Genomic DNA, 14,987 nt, shown 5'->3' on the forward strand with positions numbered 1-14,987 from the left:
GCGGGACTTGCCAAGGGAATGACCATTGCCTGCGTCCCACGCCTAGCCTGTCGCGATTTTGCGCAGCAACGCGGTTCGCGAACGAAACGGCAACAGACCCTGGTGACTGCCGGCGCCATCTTCTCCGTTGCGCCGGCAGTGGGCAAGCCGGGGGCGGATCAGTCGAGCTGGCGCGCCGGGATCAGGTCGGAGCGCTGGTCATCGATCCGGCGAATGGCCACCTGACAGCCGCCACTGACCCGCGGATCGGCGCGCGATTGCAGGACCACCAGCTGCCCGCCGATTTTCTTCAGCAGGGCGCGGTCGTACTCCATCAGGCGGTGGCAGGCGGCCACGTCGCCGCTGCCTTCCAGCGAGCAGGGGAAGCGGATCTCGCAGTAGGCGGTGTCGTCCTCCAGGCGCTCGATCTGCCAGAACTGCGGCAGGCCGAACAGGCGGCGCCATTCCTCGGCGATGGCCAGGGTGCCGTGCCGCGCTTGGCCACGGTTCTTGCGCCAGATCAGCTGCGCCAGCAGGCGCGCCAGCCAGCGCGTGCGCCAGTGCCAGGCGGTACGCGCCAGCGGGCCGGTGAAACCGTTGACCCGCCGGTAGAGGGCGATCTTGCTTTCGTCACTGCTCATTGCGGCAGCAGCAGGAGCACGCTGACGGCCAGCAGCACCAGCATGGTCAGGCCGTGGCTGACCTGGCGCAGCAGTAAAAGACGGGCTAACAGGCCGGTGCAGTAGAGCAGACGCAGCATGATGAAGGCGAAGCCGAGGGCGGCGGTCAGCGCCGGGCTGATCTGCCCACTGGTTTCCCCCAGATAGAGCAGGACGATGAACAGCACCGACTGCTCCAGGCTGTTGCCGTGGGCGCGCACGGCCTTGAGCAGATCGGTCTGGCCGCCATCGCCGAGGGCGATTTGATGGCGCATGCGCAGGCGCGAGACATTGAGTGACAGGCCGATCAGCAGCAGAGACAGGATCGCGGCGATATAGATGCTGTAGGGCATGGGGTGTTCCTCGTTGTTGTTATGGTTACTGGCGAGGTTAGGGGCAGGCGCCGGCGAAGTAAAAGCGCCAGTACTCATGGTGGCGATTCCCTGGGGTTATGGCAGGCTGAGAAAGGCTATGTACCCGTTGTGTGTTGCTGCGCAGCGTTGCTGTATGGGGTAAGCGGCTGATCGTGGGCGCGAATTCATTCGCGATCAGGGCCAGCGCCGAGTGGCCTGTTTATCGCGGATAAATCCGCTCCCACTAGAACTCGATGACGGGTGCAACACGGAGCGGTTCCGTAGACAAAAGAAAGCCCGACACGAGGTCGGGCTTTCGAGGGGCCGGCAGGCCGGGAAACTAGGCGGCGGGACGCTGCTGGCGCTGGTAGAGGAACTCCAGCACCGCCGTGCGGTACTCGTGGTACTGGCTGTCGTTGGCCAGGGCCAAGCGGTTGCGCGGACGCTCCAGCTGCACTTGGACGATATCGCCGATGGTCGCCGCCGGGCCGTTGGTCATCATCACGATGCGATCGGACAGCAGCACCGCCTCGTCGACATCGTGGGTGACCATCACCACGGTGCTGTGGGTCTCGCCGACGATGCGCAGCAGCTCGTCCTGCAGGTGGGCGCGGGTCAGGGCGTCCAGCGCACCGAAGGGTTCGTCCATCAGCAGTACCTTGGGTTCCATGGCCAGGGCGCGGGCGATGCCGACGCGCTGTTTCATGCCGCCGGAGATCTCGTTGGGGTGCTTGTGCGCGGCATGGTCGAGGCCGACCATGTGCAGCGCGGCGGCGGTGCGCTCCTTGAGCTGGGCCTTGTTCTCCTTGCCGGCGAAGACCTTTTCCACCGCCAGATGGACGTTGCCAAAGCAGGTCATCCAGGGCAACAGGCTGTGGTTCTGGAACACCACGGCGCGCTCCGGGCCGGGGCCGTCGATCTCGCGGCCATTGCAGATCAGGCCGCCTTCGCTGGCCTCCAGCAGGCCGGCGATCAGGTTGAGCACGGTGGATTTGCCGCAGCCGGAGTGGCCGATCAGCGAGACGAACTCACCTTTGGCGATGCTCAGGTTGACGTCACTGAGCGCCTGGAAGCGGCCTTTCTTGGTATCGAAGTGTTTGCTGACGCGGGTCAGCTCGACGAACTTGTCCATGGCGAACTCCTTAGCTGGCGTAGTCGAAGCGCTTGGCCAGCAGGAGCAGGGCTTGCTCCAGGGCCAGGCCGACCAGGCCGACGATGATGATGGCGATGAGGATGTGTTCGACGTTGAGGTTGTTCCATTCGTCCCACACCCAGAAGCCCAGGCCGGTGCCGCCGGTGAGCATTTCCGCGGCGACGATCACCAGCCAGGCCACGCCGATGGCCAGGCGGATGCCGGTCATCAGGTGCGGCAGCACGGCGGGGAAGAGGATGCGGGTGAGCACCTTGAACTCCGACAGCTTGAGCACGCGCGCCACGTTGAGGTAGTCCTGCGGCACGCTGGCGACGCCGGCGGCGGTGTTGAGAATGATCGGCCAGATCGAGCTGATGAAGATCACCCAGATCGAGGCCGGACCGGCAGCTTCGAACACCAGCAGGCCAATCGGCAACCAGGCCAGTGGCGAAACCGGGCGCAGCAGGCTGATGATGGGCGAGAGCATGTTGGCGAGGAAGGCGAAGCGGCCGATGGCGAAGCCGAGCGGAATACCGATCAGCGCCGCCAGGCCGAAGCCCAGACCGACACGGCCAAGGGAATGCAGGATATTCCAGCCGATGCCCATGTCGTTCGGGCCGTTGTCGTAGAACGGATCGGCGAACAGCTCCAGTGCCGAATACCAGGTCGACAAGGGGCCCGGCAGGCCTTCGCTGCGGGTGGCGATCAGGGCCCAGACGCCGATGAACAGGGCAATGCCGAGCAGCGGCGGAATAACTGCCTTGATCAGGTTGGTGAGGGCCTCCGCGCCAGGCAGGGCCCGGCGCGGAGTGCTGCTGGGGGCAACCGGGGTGGCCATTGTCAGTGGTGTTTTCACTGGAGCGTTCATCTAGGTGCCTCCGAAAATCAGGCTTTAATCGCGAAGGAATTGGCGTAGGCGGCCGGGTTGGAACCGTCCCACACCTTGCCGTCGATCAGGGTGCTTGCGCGCATCACGCTGCTCGGCACGGCCAGGCCCAGGGCGCCGGCGGCTTCGCTGTAGAGCTTGGTCTGGTTGATCTGCGCGGCCACGGCGGCGTAGTCCGGGTCGTCCTTGAGCAGGCCCCAGCGCTTGAACTGGGTGAGGAACCACATGCCGTCGGAGTGGTAGGGGAAGTTCACGCTGCCGTCCTTGCAGAAGACCATCGGGTTCTTGTCCTGCCAGCTGTTGCCCAGGCCGTCCTCGTAGTTGCCGATAAAACGCTGCTCGATGACCTCGGCCGGCGCGTTGACGTAGGCCTTGCCGGAGATGAGCTTGGCTGTGGCCTTCTTGTTCGCCTCGCTGGCATCGATAAAGCGGCTGGCTTCAAGCAGGGCCATGACCAGCGCGCGGGCGGTGTTGGGGTTCTGCTCGACGAACTCGCGGGAGCAGCCGAGGACTTTTTCCGGGTGGTCGGCCCAGATCTGCTGGGTGGTGGCGGCGGTGAAGCCGATCTTGTCGAACACCGCACGGGCGCCCCAGGGCTCGCCGACGCAGAAGCCGTCCATGTTGCCGACGCGCATGTTGGCGACCATCTGCGGTGGCGGCACGGTGATGGTCTTCACGTCGGTGAAGGGGTTGATGCCGTAGTTGGCCAGCCAGTAGTACAGCCACATGGCGTGGGTGCCGGTGGGGAAGGTCTGGGCGAAGGTCAGCGGGTTGCCGCCCTTCTTGATGTGTGCGGCCAGTTGCTCGCCGGTGGTGACGCCGGCTTCCTTGAGCTGCTTGGACAGGGTGATGGCCTGGCCGTTCTGGTTCAGGCCCATGAGCACGGCCATGTCCTTCTGTGGCCCGGCGACACCCAGCTGCGAGCCATACATCATGCCGTACAGCACATGGGAGGCATCCAGTTCGCCGGTGTTCAGCTTGTCGCGTACACCGGCCCAGGAAGCTTCCTTGCTCGGGTTGATGGTCAGGCCGTATTTGGCGGCGAAGCCCTGAGTGGCGGCGACCACCACCGAGGCGCAGTCGGTCAGCGGGATAAAGCCGATATTCAGAACGGCCTTTTCCGGGGCATCGGAGCCGGCGGCGTAGGCCGCGCTGCGCAGGAAGCCGGGGGCGGACAGGCCGAGGGCGGCGATGCCGCCGACGGTGCCGGCGATGGCGATGGACTGCTTGAGGAAGTTACGGCGGTTGTTGTTAACCGGGTCTTTGGAATCACGATCACTCATGGAGTTTTCCTTTTTCATGGGCAAAAAAAACGGCGTACGCCAGAGAAACCCGATGGGTGAGGGTGCTCTGGCGGACGCCGTTGTCCGTGATCCGCGGCCCACCGCCGTTGGTGTGCTGCGCAGGAATCTATTGGGGGTGTTGCAAGGGGCTTGCCAGTTTTATCTTGCGCAGGCACAGCAAACCCGCCGAGCGCTTCGGCTAGCTCGGTATGTTTCGATATAGTTCAATTGAATCAATCGCTTAGCAGCGTATTGCGGTTGTTCTAAACGCTCTGGGTGATGCGCCGGCAGATGGCCCGGCAGGGTGATTGACGAGTCACTGCGGTGCTGCGCAGCGTTGTCGTGTGCGCTTTTGGTTCGGCGTGCGCGCTAGCCGCGCAGGGTCGCCAGCGGCTGGGCGGCGAGCGCCTCGACGTAGTCGCGCAGCCAGCGCAGTACCTCCACCGCCTCCCAGCGCGCCGGGTCGAACAGGGCATAGGCCTGGCCCTGGTAGCCGACCACGTCCAGCTGGCGGTGATAGCCGGCGCGCTGCAGCAGCGCTTCGATCTCGGCGAAGCAGGTATTGAAGTGCACCCGCTTGAACGGGGTCTTGCTGCCGGTGACCAGGCCTTCCAGGTGCAGCTCCTCGACCATGGCGCGGATACTTTCCAGCGGCATCTGGTTCACTTTTTTCTTCAGCTGCAGTACGTCCTGCATGGTGGGGATCCTCTGCGGTGCACCGGGGTAGGTGCGCGTTGTGCGGGTGGAAATAGCCTAAACGAAAAATACTGTACAAATAAACAGTATTCGTTAATAGTGAGCTCACGCACTGCGATCAGTTACCTCCGCCTGCCTCGCAGGGGATTCACCGAGAAGAGGAGCCGCCTATATGCACCACAAGCCGATGACACTTCTGCTATTGGCCCTGCTGGCCGGCTGCGCGCAGCCGCAACTGGAGCAGCCCAAGGCCAATGGTGCCTATCTGGTGATCGAGGACGGCGCGGCCTGGGCGGTGCTGGTTTCCGATGGCAAGCGGGTCGAGGAAGCCGGGCGGGTACTGGATGTGGTCAGGCTGCCCGGCCAGCATTCCAGCATCGCCGCCAGCTATGTGATCGAGACGGCCAACTGCGGCAAGTTGCAGTGGCTCACCGAGCGCGACGAGTTCGGCGAGATCACCCGCCTGGCACCGAGCGGCAATGCACAGCTGGCACGCCCGGACTGCATGATCGGCAACGGCCTCAGCCGTGCCTGGACGGCGCTGGATTACTCCAGCTGAAACGACAAGGCCCCGACAGATTGCTCTGCTGGGGCCTTGGTGTTTGGTAAAGCTGTATCGCCATAACCGGTTGAGCTTGTGTGGGAGCGGATTCATCCGCGATAAGCAGGCCACTCCGAGCGCCCTGATCGCGAATAAATTCGCACCTACCGAACATCTGCCTATGGTCCGTGCCCTGCGCCGTCAGGAGGTACGGAGTTGCCTGCGAGCAGACGGCGACACCTCACCTTTCGCGGCTAAAGCCGCTCCCACACTAGGGCTTCAGCCATCAGTCTTGCGTGACTTGCTGGCCGGTGCCTGCACCAGGCCATCGGCACGGAACATCGCCTTGATCCCGCGGATGGCCTGGCGGGTGCGGTCCTGGTTTTCGATCAGGGCGAAGCGCACATGGTCGTCGCCGTAGTCGCCGAAGCCGATACCCGGCGAGACGCAGACCTTGGCTTCCAGCAGCAGCTTCTTGGCGAACTCCAGCGAGCCGAGGTGGGCATAGGGCTCGGGGATCTTGGCCCAGATGTACATCGAGGCCTTGGGCTTCTCCACCATCCAGCCGGCTTCATGCAAGCCCTTGACCAGCATGTTGCGCCGTTGCCGGTACTGCTCGGCGATATCGCGCACGCACTGCTGGTCGCCTTCCAGGGCCGCGATGGCGGCTACCTGCAGCGGGGTGAAGGTGCCGTAGTCGTGGTAGCTCTTGATCCGTGCCAGGGCACTGACCAGCTCCGGGTTGCCGACCATGAAGCCGATGCGCCAGCCGGCCATGTTGTAGCTCTTGGACAGGGTGAAGAACTCCACGGCGATGTCCTTGGCACCTTCCACCTGCATGATCGACGGGGCCTTCCAGCCGTCGTAGACGATGTCGGCGTAGGCCAGGTCGTGGATCACCAGCACGTCGTACTGCTTGGCCAGGGCCACCACGCGCTCGAAGAAGTCCAGCTCCACGCACTGCGCGGTGGGGTTGGAGGGGAAGCCGAGGATCATCATCTTCGGCTTGGGGATCGACTCGCGAATCGCCCGTTCCAGTTCGGCGAAGAAGTCCACGCCGGGCACCAGCGGTACCGAACGCACCTGGGCGCCGGCGATCACCGCGCCGTAGATATGGATCGGGTAGCTGGGGTTGGGCACCAGCACGGTGTCGCCATGGTCCAGGGTGGCCAGCATCAGGTGTGCCAGGCCTTCCTTGGAACCGATGGTGACGATGGCTTCGCTTTCCGGGTCGATCTCGACGTCGTAGCGGTCCTTGTACCAACGCGAGATGGCGCGGCGCAGGCGCGGAATGCCGCGCGAGGTGGAGTAGCCGTGGGTGTCGTCGCGCTGGGCGACCTGCACCAGTTTCTCGACGATGTGCGGCGGCGTGGCGCCATCGGGGTTGCCCATGCTGAAGTCGATGATGTCCTCGCCACGGCGGCGGGCGGCCATCTTCAGTTCGGCGGTGATGTTGAAAACGTAGGGGGGGAGACGATCGATGCGCGCAAAACGACGCTTAGCTTGTTCAGCCATGCTTTCCTCGAAGACGTAAGCGCCCGGAACCGTCCGAGCGACGTTGGCCAGTGCGCTGGCCAGGCAGCGAAGATAAGCGTTGGCGGTGGGGTTTGTCGAGCGGGGCGCATAACGCCCCGTGCCGGCCTCAGTTACCCAGCATGTCGTGCATGGCGATGGCTACCGGCTAGACTCCACGCCTCACCCGCCGGCCGCGCATCGGGCAAGGAAGACGGCCGGGCAGGGTGGGCTATGTGCGCGTTCTGAGCCCGTAGGTCGATGCATTGCCTTGTCGTTGCCCAGCGGTGCCGGTGGCACCGTGGGCCCGCTGAAAAGTTTGGCTGCTGATGAGGCCCGACTAGATCAACCGCCTGGAGAAGGCACAGCTTTCATCCGCTGCCGTGACGTAGGTTGCTTGCTCCTTAGCGATGATAAAGCCGTGGTTGTAAGTGATCAGGCTACGGCCATCGCTCTGGTCGGCGACATAGATGTTCCGAGCGACCCTCAAGCTGTCAACCTCGTTGAGGTCGAAAACCTCCAGAGTTACTTTGCCTCCCTTCTCGCAACGGATGGAAAAGTCATGCTTGTCGGAGCCCTGAACCAACGATGGTTGGTCCTGGGCTTGTATTGCTAGGCTTGCTAGGACGATGGGCATTACTGCAGCTGCTTTGAGTCCTTTCATGTGTGGCTCTGTTTTGTGATGGGGCACGCATTCTAAAGGTGGTGGCATATTGATTCCATAGCCTGCGGCGGCACGTCGCTCCGGCTGAGCCTGGATCGCTCCTATGATCCGCGCACGCCCACCGGCTGCGCCTCGGGCATGGAAGTCGGCTGGGCAGGGTGGAACCCATCGCACAAGAAAGAGCGTTCGGTATGGTGCAGCGGATCAAGGAAGCGGAACTCGAAACCATCTACCTCAAGCTGGTCGACGAGGTTCTTGTCGCTGGCCCTGATGAGGCGTTCAGCGGTATTCGATCGGCATTGATGGGCATTCATGTGCAGCGAGCCCCCTATCTAGACCGCTTGATTCCAGCGTTTACCCTAATTCCCCAGCATGTCGTGCATGGCGATGATCTGCTCGGCCACCTGGATCAGCTTCTGCTGGCGGCTCATGGCCTGGCGACGCATCAGGGTGTAGGCCTCTTCCTCGTTGCAGCTCTTCATCTTCATCAGCAGGCCCTTGGCCAGCTCGATGCGCTTGCGCTCGGCCAGCTGCTCGTCGCGAGCCAGCAGCTGGGCACGCATGGCCTGGTCGCTTTCGAAGCGGGCCATGGCCACGTCGAGGATCGGCTGCAGGCGCTGGGCGTGGATGCCCTCGACTATGTAGGCGCTGACTCCGGACTGGATGGCCTGGCGCATCACGCTGGGGTCGTGCTCATCGGTGAACATGACGATCGGCCGCGGCTGGTCGCGGGTCACCAGCACCACCTGTTCCATCACGTCGCGGCCCGGCGACTCGGTATCGATCAGGATCACGTCGGGGCGCACGGCCTCGACGCGCTCGGGCAGGTCGATGGTCAGCCCCGACTCGTCGATGACCTCGAAGCCCGCCTCGATCAGCGCGCTCTTCAGGCGGCCGACTTTCTTCGGGGTGTCGTTGATCAGCAGAATTCGTAGCATGGTGGCGTTCGTCTCGCAGTGTTACAGGGCGATGGCGGCGGCGGTGCCGCTGCGCGCGTGAATGGCAAAGCTGCGGGCATAGCCGGCCGGGTCGCTGCCGTCCCACTGGCTGCCGTCGAGCAGGGTGGAACTGCGCATGGGCGTGTCCGGCATGCTGATGCCCAAGGCTTCGGCGGCCTGCTGGTACAGGTCGAGCTGGTGGATCTGCCGGGCTACGCCGAGGTAGTCCGGGTCGTCCTTGAGCAGGCCCCAGCGGCGGAACTGGGTCATGAACCACATGCCGTCGGAGAGCCAGGGCATGGTCACCTGGCCATCGGCGAAGAAGCGCAGCGGGTGGGCGTCCAGCCAGGCGTGGCCGAGGCCGTCTTCGTACTGACCGAGGAAGCGCGGCTCGATGGTCGACAGCGGGGCATCGACATACTCGCTGCCGCTGATCAGCTGGGCCGTGCTGCGCTTGTTCTCTTCATTCTCGTCGATGAAGCGGCTGGCCTCCAGCACGGCCATGGTCAGGGCGCGCGCGGTGTTGGGGTACTGCTCGACGAACTCGAGGGTGACGCCGAGGACCTTCTCCGGGTGGTCGGCCCAGATCATCTGGCTGGTAGCCAGGGTGAAGCCCTGGTGTTCCTCGACCGCCAGCGCGCCCCAGGGGCCACCGGCGCAGAAACCGTCGATGCGCGCGGCCTTGAGGTGGGCGACCATCTGCGAGGGTGGCACCACTACGCTGTTGACGTCTTCCAGCGGGTGGATGCCCTGGGCGGCCAGCCAGTAGTTCAGCCACATGGCGTGGGTGCCGGTGGGGAAGGTCTGGGCGAAGGTCAGTTTTGCACCGCTTTGGCGCACCCGGTTGGCCAGTGCTTCGGCGCTGGTCACCCCGGCCTGCTTGAGCGGCTCGGACAGGTTGATGGCCTGGCCGTTCTGGCTCAGGCCCATGAGGATAGCCATGTCGGTGGCCGGACCGCTGAGGCCCAGGTGGATGCCGTAGACCTGGCCGTAGAGGGCCTGGGCGGCGTCCAGCTCGCCGGCCAGCAGTTTGTCGCGCAGGGTGGCCCATGAGGCCTGGCGCTGCAGGTTGAGGGTCAGGCCGTAGGGCTGGGCAAAGCCCTGGGTGGCCGCGACGATCAGCGAGGCAGAGTCGGTCAGGGCCATGAAGCCGAGATCCAGGACGCTCTTTTCCGGTGCGTCGGAGCCTGCAACCCAGGCCAGATTGTCGCTGCGAGTGGTGCTGCTGTTGGTCATGTGCTTTGTTCCGCCGTTGAACAAAAAAGGCGCCGCCCCAGCTATCGCGCTAGGGATAGCCGGGAACGACGCCATTGTCTATGAACTGACCCCGCCGTTGGAGAGAGTTCTGCTGCTTCGGCTCTAGCAAGCGATATGCCAGTACTCGCCTGGCGGAAAAACAAAACCCCGCCGGAGCGGGGTTTTGCAATAAGTCAGCGGCAGCGAGCAGGCTGTTAGCGTTCCATCATCTGCTTGACATTGGCCTGCGGGATCTGCTGCTTGCGGCCTTCACTGTCCTCGAACTCGATCATGCCGGTGTCGCGGTCCAGTTCCGGCTTGCCATCGCTGGTGAGCAGCTGCCCGTCGGTGGTGGTGATGATGTATTCGCTGGAACAGCCAGCAAGGCCCAGGGTGCAGAACAGGGCCAGAATCCAGTGTTTCATGGTGCAACTCCAATGGTCAAAAGTGACGGCGCAACACCGCGCCCTCATGGGGCAAAGCTACTGGCTGGGGGGCTGGGCCTGCAAGTGGGGCAACGAAAAAGGGATGCCTGAGCATCCCTTTTGTTGATCTGGATCGGCTTTCAGGCCGCGACGAAGCTGGCCGGGTAGGCCAGGCCGTGCTGGCTGCTGTGCAGCTCGCCGAGGGTGTCGCGTACCAGTTGCTTGGCCATGCACGCGCATTTGCCGCACTGGGTGGCAACGCCGAGGCTTTCGCGCACGTCACGATAGCTGCAGCAGCCTTCGTAGATGGCGTCGCGGATTTGGCCGTCAGTAACACCTTGGCAGAGGCAAACGTACATGGGCGGGCTCGGCTGGGAGTGGGTTGCTAATGGCCAGGGATACTAATGTTAATGAGAATGCTTGTCAAAGCTTGCTGTGAGAATTTCCTGTCTTGTGCGGTGGTGGGCGATGCACCGGGGCCATGCATAAAAAACCCGGCCTGGGCCGGGTTCTTGTCGGTAGGGCGCGACTCAGTGGTCGAACTCGTCCCAGCCGCCCATTTCCTTCCAGCGGTTGACGATGCCGCAGAACAGTTCGGCCGTCTTCTCGGTGTCGTAGCGCGCGGAGTGCGCTTCCTTGCCGTCGAAGGCGATGCCGGCGGTCTGGCAGGCCTTGGCCAGTACGGTCTGGCCGTAGGCGAGGCCGGCCAGGGTGGCGGTGTCGAAGCTGGAGAAGGGGTGGAACGGGTTGCGCTTGATGTCGCAGCGGGCCACGGCGGCATTCAGGAAGCCGAGGTCGAAGCTGCTGTTGTGGCCGACCAGGATGGCGCGCTTGCAGCCATTGGCCTTGATCGACTTGCGCAGGCCCTTGAAGATTTCCCCGAGCGCGTGCGCTTCGCTGACCGCCATGCGCAGCGGGTGATCCAGCTTGATCCCGGTGAACTCCAGGGCCGCCTGCTCGATATTGGCGCCGGCGAACGGCTCGATGCGGAAGAAGTGGGTGTGGTCCGGGTAGACGAAGCCGCTCTCGTCCATGGCGATGGTGGTCGCGGCGATCTCCAGCAGGGCGTCGGTGGCGCAGTTGAAGCCGCCGGTCTCGACATCCACCACCACCGGCAGGTAGCCGCGAAAGCGCGCGGCCATCGGGTGGCGCGGGCCTGAGGGCAGGCTGCCGTCGAGTTCGTCGTCGAAATGTTCTTCGCTCACGCGGGGTTCTCCAGCAGGCGCCAGCGCAGGTTCTCACCGGCGCGCAGGGGGATTACGGTCTGCTCGCCCAGCGGCAGGCTGGCCGGAGCGGTCCACTCTTCACGCACCAGGGTGATGCGGTCGGTGTTGCGCGGCAGGTTGTAGAAGTCGGGGCCGAAGTGGCTGGCGAAGGCTTCCAGCTTGTCCAGCGCGTTGCGCTGCTCGAAGGCCTCGGCATACAGCTCGATGGCGGCATAGGCGGTGTAGCAGCCGGCACAACCGCAGGCGGCTTCCTTGGCGTGCTTGGCGTGCGGCGCCGAGTCGGTGCCGAGGAAGAACTTGGTGCTGCCGCTGGTGGCGGCATCCAGCAGGGCTTCCTGGTGGGTGTTGCGCTTGAGGATCGGCAGGCAATAGAAGTGCGGGCGAATGCCGCCGACCAGCATGTGGTTGCGGTTGTACAGCAGGTGGTGGACGGTGATGGTCGCACCGACGTTGCTCGAAGCGGCGTTGACGAACTGTACGGCGTCGCTGGTGGTGATGTGCTCGAACACCACCTTCAGGCAGGGGAAACGCTCGACCACGCGGCTCAGCTGTTCGTCGATGAAGCGCTTCTCGCGGTCGAACACGTCGACTTCGGCGCGGGTCACTTCGCCGTGTACCAGCAGCGGCAGGCCGACTTCGGCCATGGCTTCCAGCGCCGGGAAGATCTTGTCGATGCTGGTCACGCCGGAGTCGGAGTTGGTGGTGGCGCCGGCCGGGTAGAGCTTGGCGGCATGCACGAAACCGCTGGCCTTGGCCGTGCGCACGTCCTCGGCCGAGGTGTTGTCGGTGAGATACAGCACCATCAGTGGCTGGAACTGGCTGCCGGCCGGGCGGGCGGCGAGGATGCGCTGGCGGTAGCCGTCGGCCTCGGCGGCATTGCGCACCGGCGGCACCAGGTTGGGCATGATGATGGCGCGGGCGAAGGTACGCGCGACGTCGGCCACGGTATGCGGCAGCACGGCGCCGTCGCGCAGGTGGATGTGCCAGTCGTCTGGGCGCAGCAGGGTAATGCGGTCTGACATGGAGAGTTCCAGGCGGGTAAAACGTGCTCGCATGCTACCGGAATTGGCCTTTGCCGGCACGGGCTATCAAGTTTTGCCGACAGCGACCGATACCCCGAGGGAATGCCGTTACTCCCCGTGGAGCCTGTCGTGCGCCAACCTTACTTCGCCCTGTCCAGCTTGTTTGTCGGCCTGTGCCTGAGTGCGCAGGTCGCGGCTATCAGCTTCCAGACCCGCATGGAAAAGGTCGAATGGAAGGTCGAGGGCGACCAGTTCGAGTGCCGCCTGACGCAGCCGGTGGCGGATTTCGGTAGTGGCGAGTTCGTCCGCCGCGCCGGCGAGCAGGCGACGTTCCGCCTCAAGGCCCGCGAGCGCTGGCTGGGTGCGGGCTCGGCGACCCTGCTGGCGGCGGCGGCGCCCTGGCAGCCGGGGCGCGGCGATATCAACCTCGGTCCGGTCACCGTGGTGGCCGGCGAAGTGCCCTTCAACAGTTCCCAGGAGCAGGCCGGGCGCCTGCTCACCGGCCTGCTCGAGGGGCGCAGCCCGCTGGTTCGGCACCGCACCAGCACGGGGGGCGACAGCCTCGATGTGCGCCTGCTGCCGATCAAGTTCACCCAGGCCTACAACGACTACCTGAAGTGCACGGCCGGGCTGTTGCCGGTCAATTTCGACCAGATCCGCAAGGCGCAGATCGGCTTTCCCAGCGGCGTGGTGCTGGATGACGTGGGCCGCGCCAAGCTGGACATCATCCTGGCCTTCCTCAAGGCCGATCCGAGCGTCAATCGCATCGAACTCGATGGCCACTCCGACAACAGCGGCAACCGCCTGAGCAACCGCGACATGTCGCGGCGCCGGGCGATCGCCGTGGAGGAGTACCTCAAGGCCAACGGCGTGCCGGCCGAACAGATCGTCGTGCGCTTCCACGGCGAGCGTTACCCGCTGGTGCCGAACAAGGGTGCAGACAACCGGGCGCAGAACCGCCGGGTCACCATGACCCTGTCCCGCGAGCCGGTGGCCGAGCCGGTAGAAGAAGCGGCTCCAGCCCCGGCGGCGCCCACGTCGTCAGCCGATCCCGCGGCCACCTCCTGAAGTCGCACGGATAAATAAATCCGTCGCTTTGTCGCCAGCGCCTGTCGCGCCCCTGTAAATCGCCCGGCGCGGCCGGTAGAATCACGGGTTTTCCGTACAACCCCGTGGAGTTGATTGGCATGGCGGACGTAAAGAAGGTAGTTCTGGCTTATTCCGGTGGCCTGGACACCTCGGTAATCCTCAAGTGGCTGCAGGACACCTATGAATGCGAAGTGGTGACCTTCACCGCTGACCTCGGCCAGGGCGAAGAAGTCGAGCCGGCCCGCGCCAAGGCTCAGGCCATGGGTGTCAAGGAAATCTACATCGACGACCTGCGCGAAGAATTCGTCCGCGACTTCGTCTACCCGATGTTCCGCGCCAACACCGTCTACGAAGGCGAGTACCTGCTGGGCACCTCCATTGCCCGTCCGCTGATCGCCAAGCGCCTGATCGAGATCGCCAACGAGACCGGCGCCGACGCCATCTCCCATGGCGCCACCGGCAAGGGCAACGACCAGGTGCGTTTCGAGCTGGGCGCCTACGCGCTGAAGCCGGGCGTCAAGGTGATCGCCCCTTGGCGCGAGTGGGACCTGCTGTCTCGCGAGAAGCTGATGGACTATGCCGAGAAGCACGCCATCCCGATCGAGCGCCACGGCAAGAAGAAGTCGCCGTACTCCATGGATGCCAACCTGCTGCACATCTCCTATGAAGGCGGCGTGCTGGAAGACACCTGGACCGAGCACGAAGAAGACATGTGGAAGTGGACCGTCTCCCCGGAGAAGGCCCCGGACGTTCCCACCTATATCGAGCTGACCTACCGTAAGGGCGACATCGTCGCCATCGACGGCAAGGAAATGACCCCGGCCCAGGTGCTGGCCGAGCTCAACCGCATCGGCGGCGCGAACGGCATCGGCCGCCTCGACATCGTCGAGAACCGCTACGTCGGCATGAAGTCGCGCGGCTGCTACGAGACCCCTGGCGGCACCATCATGCTTCGTGCCCACCGCGCCATCGAGTCGATCACCCTGGACCGCGAAGTGGCCCACCTGAAAGACGAGCTGATGCCCAAGTACGCCAGCCTGATCTACACCGGCTACTGGTGGAGCCCGGAGCGCCTGATGCTGCAGCAGATGATCGACGCCTCGCAGACCAACGTGAACGGTGTGGTACGCCTGAAGCTGTACAAGGGCAACGTCATCGTCACCGGCCGCAAGTCCGACGACTCGTTGTTCGACGCCAACATCGCCACCTTCGAAGAAGACGGCGGTGCGTACAACCAGGCCGACGCGGCCGGCTTCATCAAGCTCAACGCCCTGCGCATGCGCATCGCCGCCGGCAAGGGCCGCAAGCTGTTCTGATAAGCTGCTAGCAAGCCACAGGACCCCGGC

General features: G+C 64.3%; 18 protein-coding genes. 3 read left to right on the forward strand and 15 right to left on the reverse strand.

From position 1 onward, the window contains the following. Positions 1 to 158: 158 nt before the first annotated feature. From F3I16_RS08530 to F3I16_RS08555, 6 genes are all read right to left on the reverse strand, one after another. Complete coding sequence (locus F3I16_RS08530) at positions 159 to 620, reverse strand: hypothetical protein (protein WP_160493279.1); 462 nt, start codon at positions 618 to 620, stop codon at positions 159 to 161. Then, positions 617 to 991: an MAPEG family protein gene (locus tag F3I16_RS08535; RefSeq protein ID WP_160493280.1), complete on the reverse strand. Its 375-nt coding sequence runs from the start codon at positions 989 to 991 to the stop codon at positions 617 to 619. Before F3I16_RS08535 ends, F3I16_RS08530 begins: the two co-directional genes overlap by 4 nt. A 340-nt stretch (positions 992 to 1,331) precedes the next feature. Next, entirely contained in the window at positions 1,332 to 2,123 is a 792-nt protein-coding gene (locus F3I16_RS08540; RefSeq protein WP_160493281.1) for an ABC transporter ATP-binding protein, read from the reverse strand. Positions 2,124 to 2,133: 10 nt separating this feature from the next. Continuing rightward, the gene (gene ntrB, locus F3I16_RS08545) at positions 2,134 to 2,991 is read right to left on the reverse strand and encodes a nitrate ABC transporter permease (RefSeq protein WP_160493282.1); all 858 of its coding nucleotides are present in this window, start codon (positions 2,989 to 2,991) and stop codon (positions 2,134 to 2,136) included. A 17-nt stretch (positions 2,992 to 3,008) separates the two neighbouring features. After that, positions 3,009 to 4,292: a CmpA/NrtA family ABC transporter substrate-binding protein gene (locus F3I16_RS08550; RefSeq protein ID WP_160493283.1), complete on the reverse strand. Its 1,284-nt coding sequence runs from the start codon at positions 4,290 to 4,292 to the stop codon at positions 3,009 to 3,011. Positions 4,293 to 4,661: 369 nt separating this feature from the next. Beyond that, a complete protein-coding gene (locus F3I16_RS08555; RefSeq protein ID WP_160493284.1) occupies positions 4,662 to 4,988 on the reverse strand; it encodes a transcriptional regulator in 327 nt (108 codons plus the stop codon). Between the two features lie 172 nt (positions 4,989 to 5,160). On the opposite strand from F3I16_RS08555, the gene F3I16_RS08560 reads away from it, so the two are divergent. After that, a complete protein-coding gene (locus F3I16_RS08560) occupies positions 5,161 to 5,547 on the forward strand; it encodes a hypothetical protein (RefSeq protein ID WP_160493285.1) in 387 nt (128 codons plus the stop codon). A gap of 261 nt (positions 5,548 to 5,808) precedes the next feature. Here the strand turns inward: F3I16_RS08560 and alaC are convergent, their stop codons facing one another. The 9 genes from alaC to pyrC all read right to left on the reverse strand — a co-directional run bounded on the left by alaC (position 5,809) and on the right by pyrC (position 12,552). Beyond that, positions 5,809 to 7,044 carry an alanine transaminase gene (gene alaC / locus F3I16_RS08565; RefSeq protein WP_160493286.1) on the reverse strand — a complete coding sequence of 412 codons (1,236 nt, stop codon included), beginning with the start codon at positions 7,042 to 7,044 and terminating at the stop codon, positions 5,809 to 5,811. A 337-nt stretch (positions 7,045 to 7,381) separates the two neighbouring features. After that, positions 7,382 to 7,705 (reverse strand): hypothetical protein, encoded by a 324-nt coding sequence (locus tag F3I16_RS08570; RefSeq protein ID WP_160493287.1) that lies wholly within the window; start codon positions 7,703 to 7,705, stop codon positions 7,382 to 7,384. A 101-nt stretch (positions 7,706 to 7,806) separates the two neighbouring features. Then, positions 7,807 to 8,019: a hypothetical protein gene (locus F3I16_RS08575; RefSeq protein WP_160493288.1), complete on the reverse strand. Its 213-nt coding sequence runs from the start codon at positions 8,017 to 8,019 to the stop codon at positions 7,807 to 7,809. Between the two features lie 45 nt (positions 8,020 to 8,064). Next, positions 8,065 to 8,643 carry an ANTAR domain-containing response regulator gene (locus F3I16_RS08580; RefSeq protein ID WP_160493289.1) on the reverse strand — a complete coding sequence of 193 codons (579 nt, stop codon included), beginning with the start codon at positions 8,641 to 8,643 and terminating at the stop codon, positions 8,065 to 8,067. 21 nt (positions 8,644 to 8,664) lie between these two features. Beyond that, entirely contained in the window at positions 8,665 to 9,879 is a 1,215-nt protein-coding gene (locus tag F3I16_RS08585) for a CmpA/NrtA family ABC transporter substrate-binding protein (protein WP_160493290.1), read from the reverse strand. Between the two features lie 215 nt (positions 9,880 to 10,094). Next, positions 10,095 to 10,304: a YgdI/YgdR family lipoprotein gene (locus F3I16_RS08590; protein WP_160493291.1), complete on the reverse strand. Its 210-nt coding sequence runs from the start codon at positions 10,302 to 10,304 to the stop codon at positions 10,095 to 10,097. A 140-nt stretch (positions 10,305 to 10,444) separates the two neighbouring features. Continuing rightward, complete coding sequence (locus F3I16_RS08595) at positions 10,445 to 10,663, reverse strand: bacterioferritin-associated ferredoxin (RefSeq protein WP_160493292.1); 219 nt, start codon at positions 10,661 to 10,663, stop codon at positions 10,445 to 10,447. Positions 10,664 to 10,834: 171 nt separating this feature from the next. Then, positions 10,835 to 11,509 carry a ribonuclease T gene (rnt, locus tag F3I16_RS08600; protein ID WP_160493293.1) on the reverse strand — a complete coding sequence of 225 codons (675 nt, stop codon included), beginning with the start codon at positions 11,507 to 11,509 and terminating at the stop codon, positions 10,835 to 10,837. Next, positions 11,506 to 12,552 carry a dihydroorotase gene (pyrC, locus tag F3I16_RS08605; protein ID WP_160493294.1) on the reverse strand — a complete coding sequence of 349 codons (1,047 nt, stop codon included), beginning with the start codon at positions 12,550 to 12,552 and terminating at the stop codon, positions 11,506 to 11,508. The genes rnt and pyrC overlap by 4 nt, the downstream gene beginning before the upstream one ends. A gap of 129 nt (positions 12,553 to 12,681) precedes the next feature. On the opposite strand from pyrC, the gene F3I16_RS08610 reads away from it, so the two are divergent. Both F3I16_RS08610 and F3I16_RS08615 read left to right on the forward strand, forming a co-directional pair. Next, positions 12,682 to 13,620 carry an OmpA family protein gene (locus tag F3I16_RS08610; protein ID WP_372239605.1) on the forward strand — a complete coding sequence of 313 codons (939 nt, stop codon included), beginning with the start codon at positions 12,682 to 12,684 and terminating at the stop codon, positions 13,618 to 13,620. Positions 13,621 to 13,739: 119 nt separating this feature from the next. After that, positions 13,740 to 14,957: an argininosuccinate synthase gene (locus F3I16_RS08615; protein ID WP_160493296.1), complete on the forward strand. Its 1,218-nt coding sequence runs from the start codon at positions 13,740 to 13,742 to the stop codon at positions 14,955 to 14,957. Positions 14,958 to 14,987: the final 30 nt, after the last annotated feature.

This window comes from Pseudomonas sp. L-22-4S-12 (genome assembly GCF_009799935.1).
GTDB lineage: Bacteria > Pseudomonadota > Gammaproteobacteria > Pseudomonadales > Pseudomonadaceae > Aquipseudomonas.